Origin of the sequence: Paraburkholderia sp. SIMBA_053 (assembly GCF_046534895.1) — a bacterium.
In the GTDB taxonomy this organism is placed as follows: Bacteria; Pseudomonadota; Gammaproteobacteria; order Burkholderiales; family Burkholderiaceae; genus Paraburkholderia; species Paraburkholderia caledonica.
Window position 1 is genome coordinate 257,625 of record NZ_JAWRXU010000001.1, and the last position, 16,015, is coordinate 273,639.

The 16,015-nt window shown below is 61.8% G+C and carries 14 protein-coding genes; 9 read left to right on the forward strand and 5 right to left on the reverse strand.

Annotated elements, in window-relative coordinates:
- Positions 1-28 precede the first annotated feature (28 nt).
- Both SB753_RS01195 and SB753_RS01200 read left to right on the forward strand, forming a co-directional pair.
- Positions 29-1,732, forward strand: a complete 1,704-nt coding sequence (locus SB753_RS01195) for an amino acid ABC transporter permease/ATP-binding protein (RefSeq protein ID WP_410798597.1) — start codon at positions 29-31, stop codon at positions 1,730-1,732.
- A gap of 13 nt (positions 1,733-1,745) precedes the next feature.
- On the forward strand, positions 1,746-2,762 hold the full coding sequence (locus SB753_RS01200) for an alpha/beta fold hydrolase (protein WP_131315531.1): 1,017 nt from the start codon (positions 1,746-1,748) through the stop codon (positions 2,760-2,762).
- A gap of 101 nt (positions 2,763-2,863) precedes the next feature.
- Here the strand turns inward: SB753_RS01200 and SB753_RS01205 are convergent, their stop codons facing one another.
- From SB753_RS01205 to SB753_RS01225, 5 genes are all read right to left on the reverse strand, one after another.
- Complete coding sequence (locus SB753_RS01205) at positions 2,864-3,961, reverse strand: porin (RefSeq protein WP_410798598.1); 1,098 nt, start codon at positions 3,959-3,961, stop codon at positions 2,864-2,866.
- 121 nt (positions 3,962-4,082) lie between these two features.
- Complete coding sequence (locus SB753_RS01210) at positions 4,083-5,126, reverse strand: porin (protein ID WP_410798600.1); 1,044 nt, start codon at positions 5,124-5,126, stop codon at positions 4,083-4,085.
- Positions 5,127-5,322: 196 nt separating this feature from the next.
- Positions 5,323-6,732, reverse strand: coding sequence for a uracil-xanthine permease family protein (locus SB753_RS01215; RefSeq protein ID WP_241077878.1), 1,410 nt, complete (start codon positions 6,730-6,732; stop codon positions 5,323-5,325).
- Between the two features lie 63 nt (positions 6,733-6,795).
- A complete protein-coding gene (locus SB753_RS01220; protein WP_410798602.1) occupies positions 6,796-8,094 on the reverse strand; it encodes an MFS transporter in 1,299 nt (432 codons plus the stop codon).
- 242 nt (positions 8,095-8,336) lie between these two features.
- Positions 8,337-9,026 (reverse strand): GntR family transcriptional regulator, encoded by a 690-nt coding sequence (locus tag SB753_RS01225; RefSeq protein WP_310066917.1) that lies wholly within the window; start codon positions 9,024-9,026, stop codon positions 8,337-8,339.
- Between the two features lie 134 nt (positions 9,027-9,160).
- Between SB753_RS01225 and SB753_RS01230 the strand changes: the two genes are divergently transcribed.
- From SB753_RS01230 to SB753_RS01260, 7 genes are all read left to right on the forward strand, one after another.
- Positions 9,161-9,565, forward strand: a complete 405-nt coding sequence (locus SB753_RS01230; protein WP_410798604.1) for a carboxymuconolactone decarboxylase family protein — start codon at positions 9,161-9,163, stop codon at positions 9,563-9,565.
- A gap of 170 nt (positions 9,566-9,735) precedes the next feature.
- Complete coding sequence (locus SB753_RS01235) at positions 9,736-10,530, forward strand: alpha/beta fold hydrolase (protein ID WP_410798606.1); 795 nt, start codon at positions 9,736-9,738, stop codon at positions 10,528-10,530.
- Positions 10,531-10,642: 112 nt separating this feature from the next.
- Entirely contained in the window at positions 10,643-11,389 is a 747-nt protein-coding gene (locus SB753_RS01240) for an SRPBCC family protein (protein ID WP_410798608.1), read from the forward strand.
- A 30-nt stretch (positions 11,390-11,419) separates the two neighbouring features.
- Entirely contained in the window at positions 11,420-12,301 is an 882-nt protein-coding gene (locus SB753_RS01245; RefSeq protein ID WP_410798609.1) for an FAD binding domain-containing protein, read from the forward strand.
- A 19-nt stretch (positions 12,302-12,320) separates the two neighbouring features.
- Positions 12,321-12,842, forward strand: a complete 522-nt coding sequence (locus SB753_RS01250) for a (2Fe-2S)-binding protein (RefSeq protein ID WP_410798611.1) — start codon at positions 12,321-12,323, stop codon at positions 12,840-12,842.
- Positions 12,843-12,846: 4 nt separating this feature from the next.
- Entirely contained in the window at positions 12,847-15,213 is a 2,367-nt protein-coding gene (locus tag SB753_RS01255) for a xanthine dehydrogenase family protein molybdopterin-binding subunit (protein WP_204521405.1), read from the forward strand.
- Positions 15,214-15,286: 73 nt separating this feature from the next.
- Positions 15,287-16,015, forward strand: a complete 729-nt coding sequence (locus tag SB753_RS01260; RefSeq protein WP_310066914.1) for an enoyl-CoA hydratase/isomerase family protein — start codon at positions 15,287-15,289, stop codon at positions 16,013-16,015.

Sequence of the window (16,015 nt, forward strand, 5' to 3'; positions counted from 1 at the left end):
TCCGTAGCGTCATGAATCAGGTTCTGACATGAAGGCATTGCGAATCAAACAAAACGTCGTTGGCGCACTCGGTATTGCCGCCATGCTGGTCTTTCAGCCGGCAATGGCCGCCGGTCTTGATGGCGTCCAGGTACTCGACGGTTTCAGGGAACTGGTGGGTTACGTCGGCTCGCCATTCCTGCTCGGCGGCGCGTGGATTGCGGTGAAAATCACGCTGATAGCAATGGCGATTGGGCTTGTGCTCGGCCTCGGTCTTGCGCTAATGCGGCTCTCACGGTTCAGGACTTTGAACTCGGCGGCGTGGGGCTACATCTGGTTCGTGCGCGGGACACCGCAACTGCTACAGCTGGTCTTTATCTTCGATGCTTTGCCATTGATCGGTCTGCGCTTCGATGAAGTCTCGACTGCTGTTATTGGCTTCGCATTGAACGAGGCTGCGTTCAGCGCTGAACTGTTTCGTGCGGGCATCTTGTCGGTGAACCGATCGCAATCCATTGCGGCCGCGGCACTCGGCATGGGACCGTTGTTGACCTTACGCCGCATCATCCTGCCGCAGTCCATGCGGGCGGTGATTCCCGGTCTCGCCAACGACACCATCGGCATGTTGAAGCTGACGTCGATTGCCTCGGTAATTTTCGTCAACGAGCTCACGTTTCGCTCACAACAGGTCGTCGGTCAGAACTTCAAGTTCTTCACTGTCTTCGGCGCGGCGGCGGTGATCTATCTGTTCCTGACGAGCGGGATCTCATTAGCTCAGGTATGGCTCGAACGCCTCTTCGATCACGAGCGCGACCGCAAACTTACATTCTCGTGGTTCGGACTGCGCGCTTCGACGCCAGATGCGAAACAGCCCGACGCACAAGTTGTCTTGCCGGTCGCCGCTCAGGTGGAGGAGCCGAATGATCACGCATGGATCGGCACGCTACTGCCCGCTGAAAGCCGCACGCCACGGCAGCGCGACGAACCGTTCGTCGCGTGCAGGAACGTCTGGAAATCGTATGGCAAACGCGAGATTTTACGCGGCGTCGATCTGTCGATCGCGCACGGCGAAGTGGTCGTCATTCTGGGTCCGAGCGGTTCCGGAAAAAGCACGCTGCTCAAGCTCATCAATCATCTTGAACCGCTCGACTGGGGGACGATCAAGGTCGATTCCCAGTACGTAGGTTACCGGGAAGTGCCGGGCGGCGGCGGCACGGTGCGGCCGCTGCACAACCTCGCACGCGCACGCGCCGAAGCGCGCGTGGGCATGGTATTTCAGCATTTCAATCTGTTCAGTCATTTGAGTGCGCTCGACAATATCGTGGAAGCACAGCGGCAGGTCTATGACGTGCCGCGCGCCGAAGCAGAAGCGCTTGGCCGGGACCTGTTGAAAAGCGTGGGCCTCGCCGCGCATGAGGATTATTTACCGCATAGATTATCGGGCGGGCAGCAGCAGCGCGTGGCGATTGCGCGCGCGCTCGCGATCAAGCCCAAGCTGATGCTTTTCGACGAGCCGACTTCAGCTCTCGATCCAGAACTTGTCGGAGAAGTACTTGGCGTGATGCGAGGGCTCGCTGATGCCGGCATGACGATGATCGTCGTTACCCATGAGATCCGCTTTGCCCGCGATGTCGCTGACCGCGTCGTTTTCATGGATGGCGGCGAAGTCATCGAACAAGGTACGCCGCAGCAGGTTATCGACAACCCGACTCACGAACGCACTCGAAAATTCCTTAACGTCGTCGCCAATTGAATAAGAGGCTCTCATGACGGACTTCGAAACTTTCAACCTTGGCCGTGTCGTGCTGCAGTCCGGCGCGACGCTGCCCGACATGCTGCTCAGCTACAAGACCTATGGCCGGCTGAATGCGGCACGCAACAACGCGATTGTCTACCCGACGTTTTATAGCGGCAGTCATGCGGACAATGAATGGTTGATAGGCGAGCACATGGGGCTCGACCCGCGTGAGTACTTCATTATTGTTCCCAACATGTTTGGCAACGGCGTGTCGAGTTCGCCGAGCAACAATCCGCCACCTTATGACCGTGGACGATTTCCGCTCGTGACGCTTTACGATAACGTCGCGATGCAATATCGCCTCGTGACCGAGAAGTTCGGCATTGAGTCGCTCAGGCTCGTTACCGGCTGGTCGATGGGCGCGATGCAGGCGTTCCACTGGGCGGCGATGTACCCGCAGATGGTAGAACGCATTCTGCCGTTTTGCGGAGCGGCACGGTGCTCGCGGCACAACTTCGTATTTATCGAGGGGCTCAAGGCACCGTTGCTGCTGGACCCGGAATTCCGCGACGGCTTCTACGATACGCCGCCGACGCGCGGAATGCGCGCTGCCGCACGTGTATTTGCCGGGTGGGGATTTTCGCAGGCGTTTTTACGGCAACGGCTCGACATGGAAGCCATGGGATATGGCTCGCTAGAGGACTTCATTACCCACTTCTGGGAAGGCGATTTCCTGAAGAAAGACGCGAACAACATCCTGTCAATGATGCGGAGCTGGCAATACGCCGATATCTCCGCGAATTCGCTTTATCAAGGTGATTTCGATCGGGCGTTGGGCAGCATCACCGCCAAAGCTATTGTGATGCCCGGGCGCACCGATCTATATTTTCCGCCGGAAGATAGTGAGTATGAAGTCTCGAAGATGCCCAATGCACTACTGCGGCCTATCGAATCAGTGTGGGGTCATTTTGCGGGCGGCCCCGCTGCCAATCCCGTCGACGTCAAGTTCATCGACGATGCAGTCAGGGAAATTCTCGCTATGTAACGCCCGTGCGAGGCGCATTGATTGAAGTACTCCTCCCGGAGAACGGAAGTCGGAATCCGCTTTCCCTCCGGGAGGTTTCCTTCGGTAGCCACTCACAAGCACTAGAAGTTATGGTTCATACCGAATGAGACGCCGGTCTGCTTCGCATGTCCGGATGGGTTGAGCGTTGCGTTGGTGACATAGCCGCCAGTGAAATGCGTGTAGTCGACGTCAGCATAGAACTGTGTGCTTTTCGACAGCGAATAGGTGACGCCGAGAATAGAAACGTCCTTCCTGCCGTCCACGCCGGCCGTCGAGTTCTTGTTGTCGTAATACGCGCCCGTCACGTTGAAGAACGACGACACCTTATAGCGGAAACCGCCCCACAGGTATTGGTTGCGAGTCTCGCCGTGCACCGTCGAAGGAACGGACTGTGTAGTGAGCGAATAGCCCGCCATCAGATCGACCGGACCGATCGTCACGGCACCGCCAGCGGTGTATTGATTGTTGGCGAAATACGGGGTCGTGGTCGCTGTAGTCGAAAGCGGATTCGAACGATGCGTATAGCCGGCGCCGAACTTGAACATCCTGGTGTGGTAATTCAGGCCGCCCGCGATCATGGAGCCGCTAGACAAACTGCCCGCGATGCCGCCCGGCGCGTAGACCGCACGGGGCGTCCACGGACCGAAGTCTCCGTGGTAATGGATCGCGTTGTCGTCGCGGCCGCTCGTGCCGCCCGAAATCGCCGCCGCTTCGGTAATGCCCAGATAACGCAGATCGAATGGCTCGAAGTCTTTGATCAGGCGGTGCTGCAGTGTGAACTGATGCCCCACGTCTACCTGACCGAACGGGCCACCGATTCCAACCGTCGACGTGCGCGAAAACAGCGTGTTGTTCGAGGCGCTGTTCGCGCCAGTCGACAGAATATAGCCCGCTTCGAGATTGAAGCGTACATAGTAGCCGCCGCCCATGTCCTCGATCCCAAGAAATCCCCAGCGATTCGATTTGTAGACGCCGTTCGAGGCCATAGACAGCGCTGCACCGCCTGCCTTGGTGCCGTTCACGAGATTACGCAGCCCGCCGTCCAGCGAGCCATACAACGTAACGCTGCTTTGTGCGTGCGCTGCACCGCTCGACAGTCCCACCAGTGTCATTGCCGCCAGCGAGCGCCGCATGCCGATCCTGCGCGTGCCGCGCCCCCTTACTCCAGTTTCAAACATATCTCCTCCATTGAAATCGTTAATCTGTGAGGCGAGAGGGCATGCCATGCGCTGCCCATCCTTTCGCCATCTTTCGTGGATTGCCCGAGAAATCCGCGCATTCGCCGCAGCGGGCCGTCAATCAGAACTGCGTGCGCAGGCCGCCGCCGACTGTGGTGCCGGTCGCCATCCTGCTCGCGCGGTCGGACAGCACCGCGGCATAGACATCGGTGCGTTTGGACAGCGGGTAGTCGTAAGAAAGCGCCCAGGTGTTGCGGTAGACGGACGCGTGACCGGAACTCTTTGAATAAGCATCCGAACCGAGAATCCGGCCCACGCCCACGGGAATGGCGAAACCAATCTGTGCGGTGTCGATGCCGACATCGCCGTTCGAGATCGAATCCCACACGTGCTGATATTGTCCGTAGAGCTTCACGAAGTTCATGCTGTACGAAACGCCGAGGTTCATTACGGACTGCGTGGTTAGCCCCGGAATCAGCGTGCCGAGATCGCCGGCGTTAAGGCTGTACTTGATCTGCTGATAGACGACCGAAGTCGCGAAACCGCCGTTGTTGTAAGAGACCTGGCCGCTCCACTTGTTCTGGCCGGGATGGCCCGCTTCGTTGCCGAATGAATACATCGCGCGTCCTACGAGCCCGTTGTATGACGGCGACGCGTAGTACACGGAGTTCCACCATTCGCCCGCATTGCCGAATACACCCTGTCCATTCACGCCGACGTAGCTCTGCAGCACGATCGGCGAAAACACGAACGAATTGAAGAACGGGTTGAAAGTGATCGTCGAGAACCAGAGCAACGGCGGAATCAGGCCGGCCGTCACCGTGCCGTAGCGGCCGGTCAAGCCAACATACGCGTTACGCGAGAACAGTCCGTCCTGCGGAAAGCCGGTGCGGCCCATCGCGCCGGTCTGAATGTTGAAGTACCCTTCGAGATCGAACACGACCTTGGTGCCGCCGCCCAGATCTTCCGTGCCGCGCAGGCCGAAATACGGCGCGGTCATGCCGCCATTACCGGCGATCACGCTCGCCCGACCGTTCATCGGCTTCTTGTAGCCGATAAACGCATCGAGAAGTCCATAAAGCTGCACGCTAGATTGCGCGTGAGCGGCTTCTGCACAAAACGCAGCGCCAATGATCAGTGCCATTACTTTCAGTCTTATTCGCATCTAAGTCTCCTGCTTCTCCAACCTGAACGTGCGCATGCGAGCCAGCGCGCGACGGACATACCAGGATATGTCCAGTCACGTTTGCGACGTCGACGGTTTTTACGGACTACGAAATATAGATTCTGTGGTCTCTACTTTTATATCTATGCGCGTCACCGGAAAGCGACGCGCAGGGATGTCCGCCCTGCTGCCCTGCTTATGTCTGATTCTGTGTGCGCGACGGCGCAGCCGAAGGCGTGTTCGGCGCCTTCTGTTTCGAGCAAAGTAGCGAGTGCAATATGACGAGAGTCAGACCGCCCGAAATCACAGGCTGCTGAACGACGAGCTGAAGCATCAGCGGCATTGCATGAATCACTTCGGGCGAGATGAAGAGACCACCAAGGCCAATGAGAAATGCGAGCCCCGATACGATCAGCCGCCGGTCGTCCCATTCCACCTGCGCGAGAATATGCACGCCGTGCATGAAGACGATGCCGAACAGCAGCGTCGCGGCAGCCGAGATCACCGGAATCGGCACGACGACCAGCAGCATGTCGAACTTCACGCAACCGCCCAGCACGATCAGCAGGCAGCCGGCGGCGAGTGTAACGAAACGCGAACCCACGCGCGTGGCGCGCAGAATGCCGATGTTGTCCGGATACGCAATGGTGCTGAAGCCGCCCCAGACTGCCGCGACCACCGAGCCGAGTGCGACGCCGAACAAGCCTTCTGACATCCGGCCGGGGCTCAGTGTCTCATCGCCCCATTCGGCAACAGCCTGATAGAGCGCCATCGATCCCATGCCGGCCGGAATCAGCACGAGCAGAAACACGGCGACGAGATCTGGCCGCACGCCGAAGCCGAATGGAAAGATGCGCGGTTCGACGAGGAACGGCGCCGCAGCAACCGCGGTGAACGACACGGGCTGGAACAGCGTATAAGCCAACGTGCCGAGCGCGAGGCCCACCAGGATCGCCACGCGACGCATACGCTGTCCGCCCCACAGCATCGCGAACACAATGCCCGCCACCGCCACCGTGCCCGAAAGCAGATTCACGACCGGGAAACCAGGGCTTTTAGTGCTTCCGATCCACGTCGGCAAGGCAACGCTTGCGATCTGCACGACGATCAGCATCACCATCATTCCGGAGATGATCGGCAGGCGCAGATGCTTCGCGAATACGCCTGCAACGCTGCGTCCGCGGATCGGCACCGTGAGCACGCACCAGATCAGCGAAGCGGCGAAGAACGATCCGAATGCCGTGCCGAGCCCGCCCGACTGCAAGTGACCTACCGTCAGGAGCGCACCGAAACTGCCTGCATAAGGACCCTGCACGATCGGCAGACGCAATAGGAGCACCGATTGCAGGATCGTGATGATCCCGCACGCGATGAACGTCATTCCGTACAGGTAGGCGATCTGCTCATCGGCCAGATGGAAGGCGCGCCCGAGAATTCCCGGAAAAACGAACATACCGGTCATGCCGAATACGTTCTGCAGCGCGAGCACGGCCAGTTGCGGCAGCGGCAAACGCCCGTTGATCCCGATGTCGAACACACCCGCCGGCGCAATGTCCGCGGTGGCGTCTCGGGTCGATGCGCCGGGTTTCGGCATGTGTGTATTCAAGGTTTGTTCCATTGAACCAAAAGGAAAGCCTGTCTGGCGACGCGCGCCTGCTGTCGGCGAACTTCAGTTGTCGAGCGGAACGCCTTTCGTTTCCGGACCGAACCAGATCGACACCATGCCGACGATAAAGAGCAGCGACACTGCAGCCGACGCCGCCGGAAACGAGCCGAATTTGCTCACTACCGCGTTGCCTGCGATCGGTCCGATGCTCGTCAACGCACGCGCCATGTTCCAGCAGAAGCCTTGGCCGGTTGCGCGCACACGAGTCGGGAAAAGTTCGGGCAGATAGGCGGCGAACGTGCCGAACGCGCCGATCACGAAATAGCCGTACACAGGCATGAGCCAGAGCACGCCGCCGACGTCGTGCACCGTCATGAACAGCACGAGCGACACGATCAGCGATCCTGATGAAAATATGAAATACGACATGCGTCGGCCGAAGGCGTCGAGCATCCAGATCAGTGTCAGATAACCGAGCGTCGCGCCGAACATCATCAGGATGAACGCGTAGCTGACCGTGGTGCCGATGTTGCGCTGATCAGCAGCGGCAGCCGAAAGCTGATGAATCCAGCTCGGCAGGAACGTGAGACCGCCCCAGCAGCCGAGCATGGCCGCCGACGACACGATCACGCCGATAATCGTCTTGCGCCGAAGTCCCGGCGCGAAAATGGCGGTGAAGGTCTGCATCGCCGATTCGGCGACGACGCTCTCCCGCACTTGCACCCAGCGCTGCGGCTCGGGCACGAAGCGGCGCACGAGAATGGTGACGAGTGCGGGCGCTGCGCCCACACCGAGCACGACGCGCCAGCCGAATCGGCCGAGCAGCAGGTTGTCGAGCGCCGCGGCAAGAAAGCCGAACGCGAACGCCATTTGCATGATCTGCATGGCGCGGTTGCGTTGCCGCCCCGGCCATGATTCGGCGACGAGCGCGGCGCCTGCCGCCCATTCGCCGCCGATACCGAAACCGGCCATTGCCTGCGCGACTGCAAGCTGCGGCCACGTTTTTGCGAATGCGCTCAAGAGCGTAAAGGCCGCATAGATGAGGATGGTGAGGCCCATGACACGCGAGCGGCCGTACCGGTCCGCCGCTACGCCAAACAGCACGCCGCCGATCCCCCACGTGAGCAGCTTGCCCGCAATGATGTAGCTGCCGATCTTGCTGATTTCCGTTGCGTCGGTGCTATGCAGCAGCTGGCTCACGCTGGGCACGAGCACGAGCGTGAAGAGATTCAGGTCCATCGAATCGAACATCCAGCCGAGGAACGCTGAAATCAGCGCCAGCCACTGGTAACGCGACAGTCTGTATGGCTGCGCGTCGACCGAAGCCACCGGCGCCGCCTTGGCGCCCTGCGATGTGCCCATGGTTCCCGTCTCCTGATCTTCCGCCGTGAGGGCGAGCGGTGTGATTGGTACGGGTCATAGGCCCGCTTTCGTCAATGCGCGCAGTATATCGTAATGCAATTAGATTGCAATACAGATTATTGTATTACGGCACGACAGCAAGACGGACGACACGCTCGCAATTCGCGCGTCGTGCCTTATGCGGGATAAATCAGGTCAGGCAAGCGGCGGGCATACGCCGCCGTTGCGATGCCCGCTGCTAGTCATTGGTCGTTGGCTGCGACGGCCAGAACTTGGACCGCCAGCCTTTCCGCCTGCTCGACATGGTGTTTGCACGCCGCCGCAGCAGCGTCGGCGTCGTTGCGCATCACCGCGTCGACAATCGCGGCGATCTCGTCGTAGCTCTGCACGAGGCGCCCTTCCTGGGAAAGCGTCGTGGCACGCAGCATCATCACGCGGGTATGGACGAGACGCAGCATCTCGGTGAGCACCGGATTGCCCGCGCCTTCGAGGATCACGTCGTAGAACTGCGCCTTCTGCTTCAGGAAGCGCATGGTGCCTTCCTGACCTTGCATGTCGCGCATCGACGCCAGTTCGCTCAATGCATTCTTCAGCGCTGTACGCTGCTCTTCGGTTGCCCGCTCGGTGAACTGGCGGCCCGCTAGCGCCTCCAGTACGGCGCGCACTTCATATAGACCGCGCGCCTCGTCGCCCGTCATGACGGCGACGATCGGACCTTTGTGCGGAATGATCTGCACGAGCCCTTCTGCGACCAGCTGGCTCAGCGCCTCACGAACAAGCGTGCGGCTGACGCCGAGCATTTCACAGAGCTCGCGCTCGATCAGCCGGTCGCCCGGTTTGAACGTCAGATCGCTAATACACGCACGCAGACCATCTATCACCTGCTGCCGCAGCGTGGCCACCGGCCGCACAACCAGTCTATTGGTATTCATCCCTTCCCTTTGCCGTAGAAAAATAGGAGCCGCCATACTTCGTAATACAATCATATTGACATTCGACGGCTAAGCTCCGATACTCGCTCTCATTATACAATCCTACAACCGCTGGACAAACTCGAAGGATACTCATGGAAGACATCACGCTATCCGAACGTCGTGCCATCGGCGCAAAGATCCGCAAGGAAGTACTGGGCGCGAACCATACGCAGAACACCGCGAATCCTCATCTTTTCGACACCGTGTTCCTCGAGTACACGGAAGACGTATGCTGGGGCAACGTGTGGAACCGGGACGGCCTCACGCGTGCCACGCGCAGCATGCTGAACCTCGCGATGCTGGCGTCGCTCGGCCGCTGGCACGAATTCGAAGTTCATACGCGCGGCGCGGTCAACAACGGTGTGACGGAAGAGGAAATTGCCGAAGTTGTCCTGCAGGCAGGCGTCTACGCAGGGATTCCGGTCGCCGCCGAAGGGCTGCGCCGGGCAAAAGCGGTCGTGCTCGATCTGAAGGCAAAAGCCGCGGCAACGGCCTGAATCCCGCAAGCGATCCGTCAAGACCGCGGCACATTGCGATCCGTCGTCGCAATTCATCTCGGGCACGTCCGCCTGGCGGTTCCGGGAGTTCCAGGCGTTGCGCGCCGCGAGCCGCCCATGCGGCGGCCGGGCGCGAAACACCTGTCACCGACGCGTTACCTGTACAAGTCATGTCTCAGTCAACTTTCTGCGAAATCCCCGCAGGTCGCATCGCCTACTCCCGTCGCGGGACGGGCCGGCCGCTGGTCCTGCTTCATCCGATCGGCGTCGACCGCAGCTGGTGGGACGAATATGTCGAGCATTGGGCGGCGTCCTATGACGTCGTCGCAATCGACCTTCGCGGCCACGGCGAGTCGAGCGTCATCACGTCGCCCGTCACGCTCGCCGATCATGCGGCCGACGTCGCCGCCGTGCTGCGCAAGGAGCACCTGAGCGGCACCACGCTGATCGGCGTCTCGATGGGCGGCATGATTGCGCAGCGCGTTGCGATCCAGTTTCCGGAACTCGCCGGCGCGCTGATTCTGTGCGGCACGGCGGGCGGCTTCCCCGACGAAGTGCGTCCGCGCATTCTTGCGCGCGGCGACATGAGCCGCCAGGGCTCGATGTCCGAAGTCACGGACGACACGATCGCACGCTGGTTCACCGCCGACACCCCGCGCCCGGACCTCGTCGAGAAATGCCGCACACGTCTTGCCGCCGACGACTGGTACAGCTGGAGCGCGAACTGGCAGGCCATCTCGCAGCTGGATAACCTTGGCGAGCTGCCCCGCGTGAAAGCGTCGGCGCTCGTCGTCGCGGGCGAGGCCGACGCGAGCATTGCGCCGGCGGTATCGCAGAAGATCGCCGACGCGCTGCCGCACAGCCGTTTCGTCGTGGTGCCGGGCGCCGCGCATTTCGGCGCATTCGACATGCGTGAAGTCTTCGCAACGGTGTTCGACGATTTTCTGTCGAGCCTTGCTCAATGAAATGAAACGCTGGCCGTGCGCACGCGAACACCTTTTCGCACGCCGCGCGGCCCAGCAGTGACCGAATAAATGGAGCGGCGGCTGCCACGGCCGATCGTCTCGAGGAGGCAGTATGGCAATCACAATCCGTTCGTCTTTCACCGTCGATGCACCGCCGTCCGACGTCTGGAAGACCATGATCGACATCGAACGGTCCGCCCCGTGCTTTCCGGGCGCGGAACTGAAGGAACAGCAGCCCGACGGCAGCTACAAGGGTGGCTTCACCGTGAAGCTCGGCCCGCTTACGCTGAAATTCGCGGGCAAATTCAAGATCGCTGAACAGAACGACGCAGACCGCAAGGTAGTGGTGTCCGCAAGCGGCACCGACACGAAGGGACGCGGCGGCGCAGATGCGCAGATCAACGCGGCCGTGACCGACGCCGGCAGCGGCAAGACCAAAGTGGACGTCGTCTCGGACGTGAATCTGTCGGGCACCGTCGCGCAGTATGGACGCGGCGCCGGAATGATCGAAGCGCTCTCGCAACAGTTGCTGAACCAGTTCGCGAAGAATCTGACCGCGCTGATCGAGTCCGACGCCGCGTATGCCGCTGAAACCGCCACGTCGGCGCAAGCTTCGCACGCGACGCCCGCGACGTCCGACGGCGCCGCATCGGCTCCCGGCGATCAAACTAACCGGATCAATGAGGCAACGCAGACCGCCACGACGGATGCGTCGCGCCCGGCCGTCGAAACGCGCCGCCCGCCGCCCGCGGCCGCGCCGGTTGTTCCGCTCGACGCGGGCGCACTCATGCGCAAAGCCATGTGGCAGTCGGTCCGGAATTTCTTCGCGCGGCTCTTCGGCGCTAAACAGCAACATTGAAGACGCCACCGCTGCACTATCGGAGCACGCATGAAACCCAGTGAATTTGTGTACCACGCGCCGACCACGCTCGACGAAGCCGTGCAACTTCTCGGCACGCTCGAGGACGCGCGAGTGCTGGCGGGCGGTCAGTCGCTGATGCCGATGATGAACTTCCGGTATCTGATGACGAGTCATCTGATCGACCTGAACGGCGTCGAAGCACTGACCCGCATCGAACAGCGCGGCAATCGCCTCCACATCGGCGCGATGGCGCGGCAACGCGACATCGAATTGTCGCCGCTCGTCATTCAACGCGCGCCGCTGATCCGGGAGGCGTATCAGCTCGTGAGCCACAAGCAGATCCGCAATCGCGGCACGCTCGGCGGCAGTCTGTGCCAGCTCGATCCTTCGTCGGAACAGCCGTGCTTCACCGCCGCGCTCGACGGCGTGTTGACGATTGCACGCTATGAAGACGGCGCGGTCACGCACCGCGAGTTGCCGATGTCCGACTGGGCCGTGATGTACATGACCCCCGCGCTCGAAGAAGGCGAACTGCTCGCAGGCATTTCGCTCGACATCTGGCCCGAAGGTCATGGCTATGCATTCGAAGAATTCGCGCGGCGTCATGGCGATTACGCGATCGTCGGCGTCGCGGCGCTCTGCACCGCCGACGCGCAAGGCAATCTTGACCGCGTGTCGCTGACGATCTGCGGCGTTGCGCCCGGCCCCGTCCGCATGCACGACGTGGAGACCGCGCTGCGCGGCCGCCCGATGGACGACGCCGCGCTGCGCATGGCGAGCGACGCCGCCAGCGCGCTCGACGTCATGACCGACGCGCACGTCAGTACCGACTACCGCCAGCATCTTGCCGGCGTCCTGACCGAAAGAGCGCTGAAACGTGCGTTCTCGCGTGTCGCAAGACAATCGTAGAGTGACTAAGGAGATGGACATGGAGACTCGTACTGTCAGAGTCGTCGTCAACGGCACCGCTTATGAGCGCGAAGTCGAATCGCGGCGCATGCTCGGCGACTTCTTGCGTCACGACCTGGAACTCACCGGAACGCACTACGGTTGCGAGCACGGCGTATGCGGCGCCTGCACCGTGCTGATCGAAGGCCGCACCGCGCGCGCCTGTCTGACGCTTGCCGCCCAGGTCAACGGCCGCTCGCTGACTACCGTAGAAGGCCTTGCTCACGCAGACGGCTCGCTCAACGAACTGCAGAAAGCCTTCACCGAAACGCACGCGCTGCAATGCGGCTTCTGCACGCCCGGCATGCTGATGACGCTCACCGAATTGCTGAACGAAACGGCTTCGCCGAGCGAATCGGAAATCCGCGAAGCGATCACGGGCAACCTGTGCCGCTGCACGGGCTATCAGCCGATCGTGGCCGCTGCGCTGCTTGCCGCCCAACGCATCCGCGATCAGCGTGCGGCAGCGTCGACGACGCCCGCGGCACATGCTACGGAGTAACACGATGGAAATTTCCGATCTGAAGGGAGCGCCCACCGACCAGCGCTACATCGGCAAGCGCGTGACGCGCACCGAAGACAAGAAGCTGCTGCAAGGTCAGGGTTCCTACGTGGACGACGTGCATCTGCCGAACATGCTACAAGCCGCCGTGCTGCGCAGCCCGCATGCGCACGCGAAAATCGTCTCGATCGACTGCACGGCCGCTCGCGAACTGAAGGGTGTGCACGCCGTCTACACACACGCGGACCTGAGCGGCCGCGCAAGGGGCCGCGCGCCTTCGATGCTGCCGAATCCGGCAATCCGTTTCGAGCGCACGCAGGAATTGCTTGCCTCGACGGAAGTGACGTTCGCGGGCGAAGCGGTGGCCTTCGTGGTCGCGGACAACCGCTATATCGCCGAAGACGCGTGCGGCCTGATCGAAGTCGAATACGATACGCTGCCCGCTGTGGCCGATTGCCGCGACGGCATGCGCCCCGAGTCGCCGCTTTGCCACACCGACGCGAAAGACAATGTCGTCGCGCATATCGAAATGGGTTTTGGCGACATCGACGCGGCCTTTAACGGCGCGCCGCACGTCGTCGAGGAAACCTACTGGCAGAACCGCGGCTCCGCGCATCCGATGGAAACCCGCGGTTATCTCGCCGAATTTCACGCTGCCAACGGCGAGTTGACTGTCTGGTCGTCGGGCCAGGCGCCGCACCACGAGAAGAAGAATCTCGTCGAACTGCTCGAATGGGATGCGGAAAAGCTGCGCGTGCTGATGAACGACGTCGGCGGCGGCTTCGGTCCGAAGCTGCCGTTCTATCCGGAAGAAGCGCTCGTCGCGATTGCGGCGGTTGCGCTCAAGCGCCCCGTCAAATGGATCGAAGACCGGCGCGAACACTTCCTCGCGGTCACGCAGGAACGCGACCAGTGGTGGACCGTGAAAATCGCGCTCGAAAACGACGGCAAGATTCGAGGCGTGAAACTGGAGATGGTGCACGACAACGGCGCGTTCCTGCCGTGGGGCATCATCACGCCGTACATCTCGATCACGACCACGCCCGGCCCTTACGTGATTCCGGCGATGGGCGCGAAGCTCGACGTCGTCTACACGAACAAATGCGCGACCTCGCCGGTGCGCGGCGCGGGCCGCCCGCAGGCGGTGTTCGCGATGGAGCGGATACTCGACAAGGCCGCACGCGCACTCGGCATGGACCGCGCCGAGTTGCGCTGGCGCAACCTGATCCAGCCCGAGCAGATGCCGTACGACGCGGGCTTCATCTATCGCGACGGCAGCCCGCTGCGTTACGACAGCGGCGACTATCCGGCCTGCCAGAAAGCGGCGCTCGAGCGCGCGAAGTACTCGAGCTTTGCGCAACGCAAGGCCGAGGCGCGCCGTGAAGGACGCTTCATCGGCATCGGCATGGCGAGCTTCGTCGAAGGCACAGGAATGGGTCCGTTCGAAGGCGCGACGGTGCGCGTGCAGGCGAACGGCCGCATCGCCGTGATCACGGGCGCATCGCCGCAAGGCCAGGGCCACAAGACGACCTTCGCGCAGATCTGCGCGGAACAGCTGAACGTGCCGCTCGAAACGATCGACGTCATCACGGGCGACACGGGCGGCATCTCGATGGGCGTTGGCACGTTCGCGAGCCGTGTGACGGTGAATGCGGGCAACTCCGTCTACATCGCCGCGCAGGCCGTGGGCGAAAAGATGCTCACTCTCGCTGCTCACCTGTGGAAGTGCAAGCCCGAAGAACTGTTGCTGGTCGAAGGTCACGTTGCGCGGCGCGCCGGCATCGAGCAGCGCATGAGCTACGGGCAACTCGCGAAAATCTCGCAGGGCATGCCCGGCTTCACGATGCCCGAGGGCCTCACCGCCGGTCTCGAAGAGACCAAATACTTTTCGCCCGCGCAGTCGACGTATTGCAACGGCACCGCTGTCGTCGAACTCGAAGTGGATCGCGAGACGGGCCACATCACGATCCTCAACTACGTGATGGCGCACGACTCCGGCAAGCTCATCAACCCAATGATCGTCGACGGCCAGGTGATCGGCTCGGTTGCACACGGCATCGGCAACGCGACGCTCGAGTGGATGCAATACGACGAGAACGCGCAGCCCACCACGACGAACTTCGGCGAATACCTGCTGCCGATGGCAACCGACGTGCCGAACATCGACATCGTGCACCTGGAGACGCCCTCGCCGCTGAATCCGCTCGGCGTGAAGGGTGCGGGCGAAGGCGGCACGATCCCGGCGGCGGCAGCAATCGTCGCTGCAATTGAGGACGCGCTGTCCGAATACGGCGTCGAATTCACCGAAGCACCGCTCGTTCCGCAGCGCGTGTTCCAGAAGCTCAAGGAGGCCGGCGCCTACGCGCGCTGACCTGCGCAGGCCCCGCTCCCATGCGCGGAGCGCGGGCGCCCTTCCCTGTTTACCTTGTTTGGACTTTTACTCCATGACGACCGAATTCACCGCAGCGCTCCACGAATCCGAATACCGGATCACTCTCGGCCAGCCCGAGCAGGGCAACATGCTCACGCTCGAAGCCATGCGCGCGCTCGCCGCGGAAATCCGCAAGGCGGGCCGCGACAACAACGTCAAGATCATCCGCATTCGCGCGTCCGGTCCTGCGTTCTGCCGCGGCCGTGCGGTCGGCGCCCCGCCGGCCACGCCGCCGACGGCCGCGCAGTTCCGCCGTAACGTGGCCGATCCGATTCTCGACGTCTACCGCGCGATGCATGAAAGCGAAGTGCCGGTTCTCGCCGAGGTACAAGGCGACGCCGAAGGTTTCGGCTGCGCACTCGTCACCGCGTGCGACCTGGCCGTTGCTGCCGATAGCGCGCGCTTCAGCCTGCCGGAGCTGCAGAAGAATCTGCCGCCGACGCTCGTGCTGTCCGTGCTGCGTCACAAGGTGCCGCCGAAAGCGTCTGCGCACATGGTCTATCTGACCGAGACGATCGACGCCGCGAACGCACGCGAGTGGGGCATCGTCGCAGAGGTCGTCGCAGCCGCGAAGCTCGCCGAGCGTGCGGACGCAATGGTCGCCTCGATCTGCACGCGCGACCGGATCGCGATTGCCACGCTGAAGACGTACTTCCGCGAGATCACGATTCCCGACTTCTCGCTCGCGAGCGAAATGGCGGGTGCGTCGCTCGCCAACGCGATGACGTCGATGCGCCGCTAA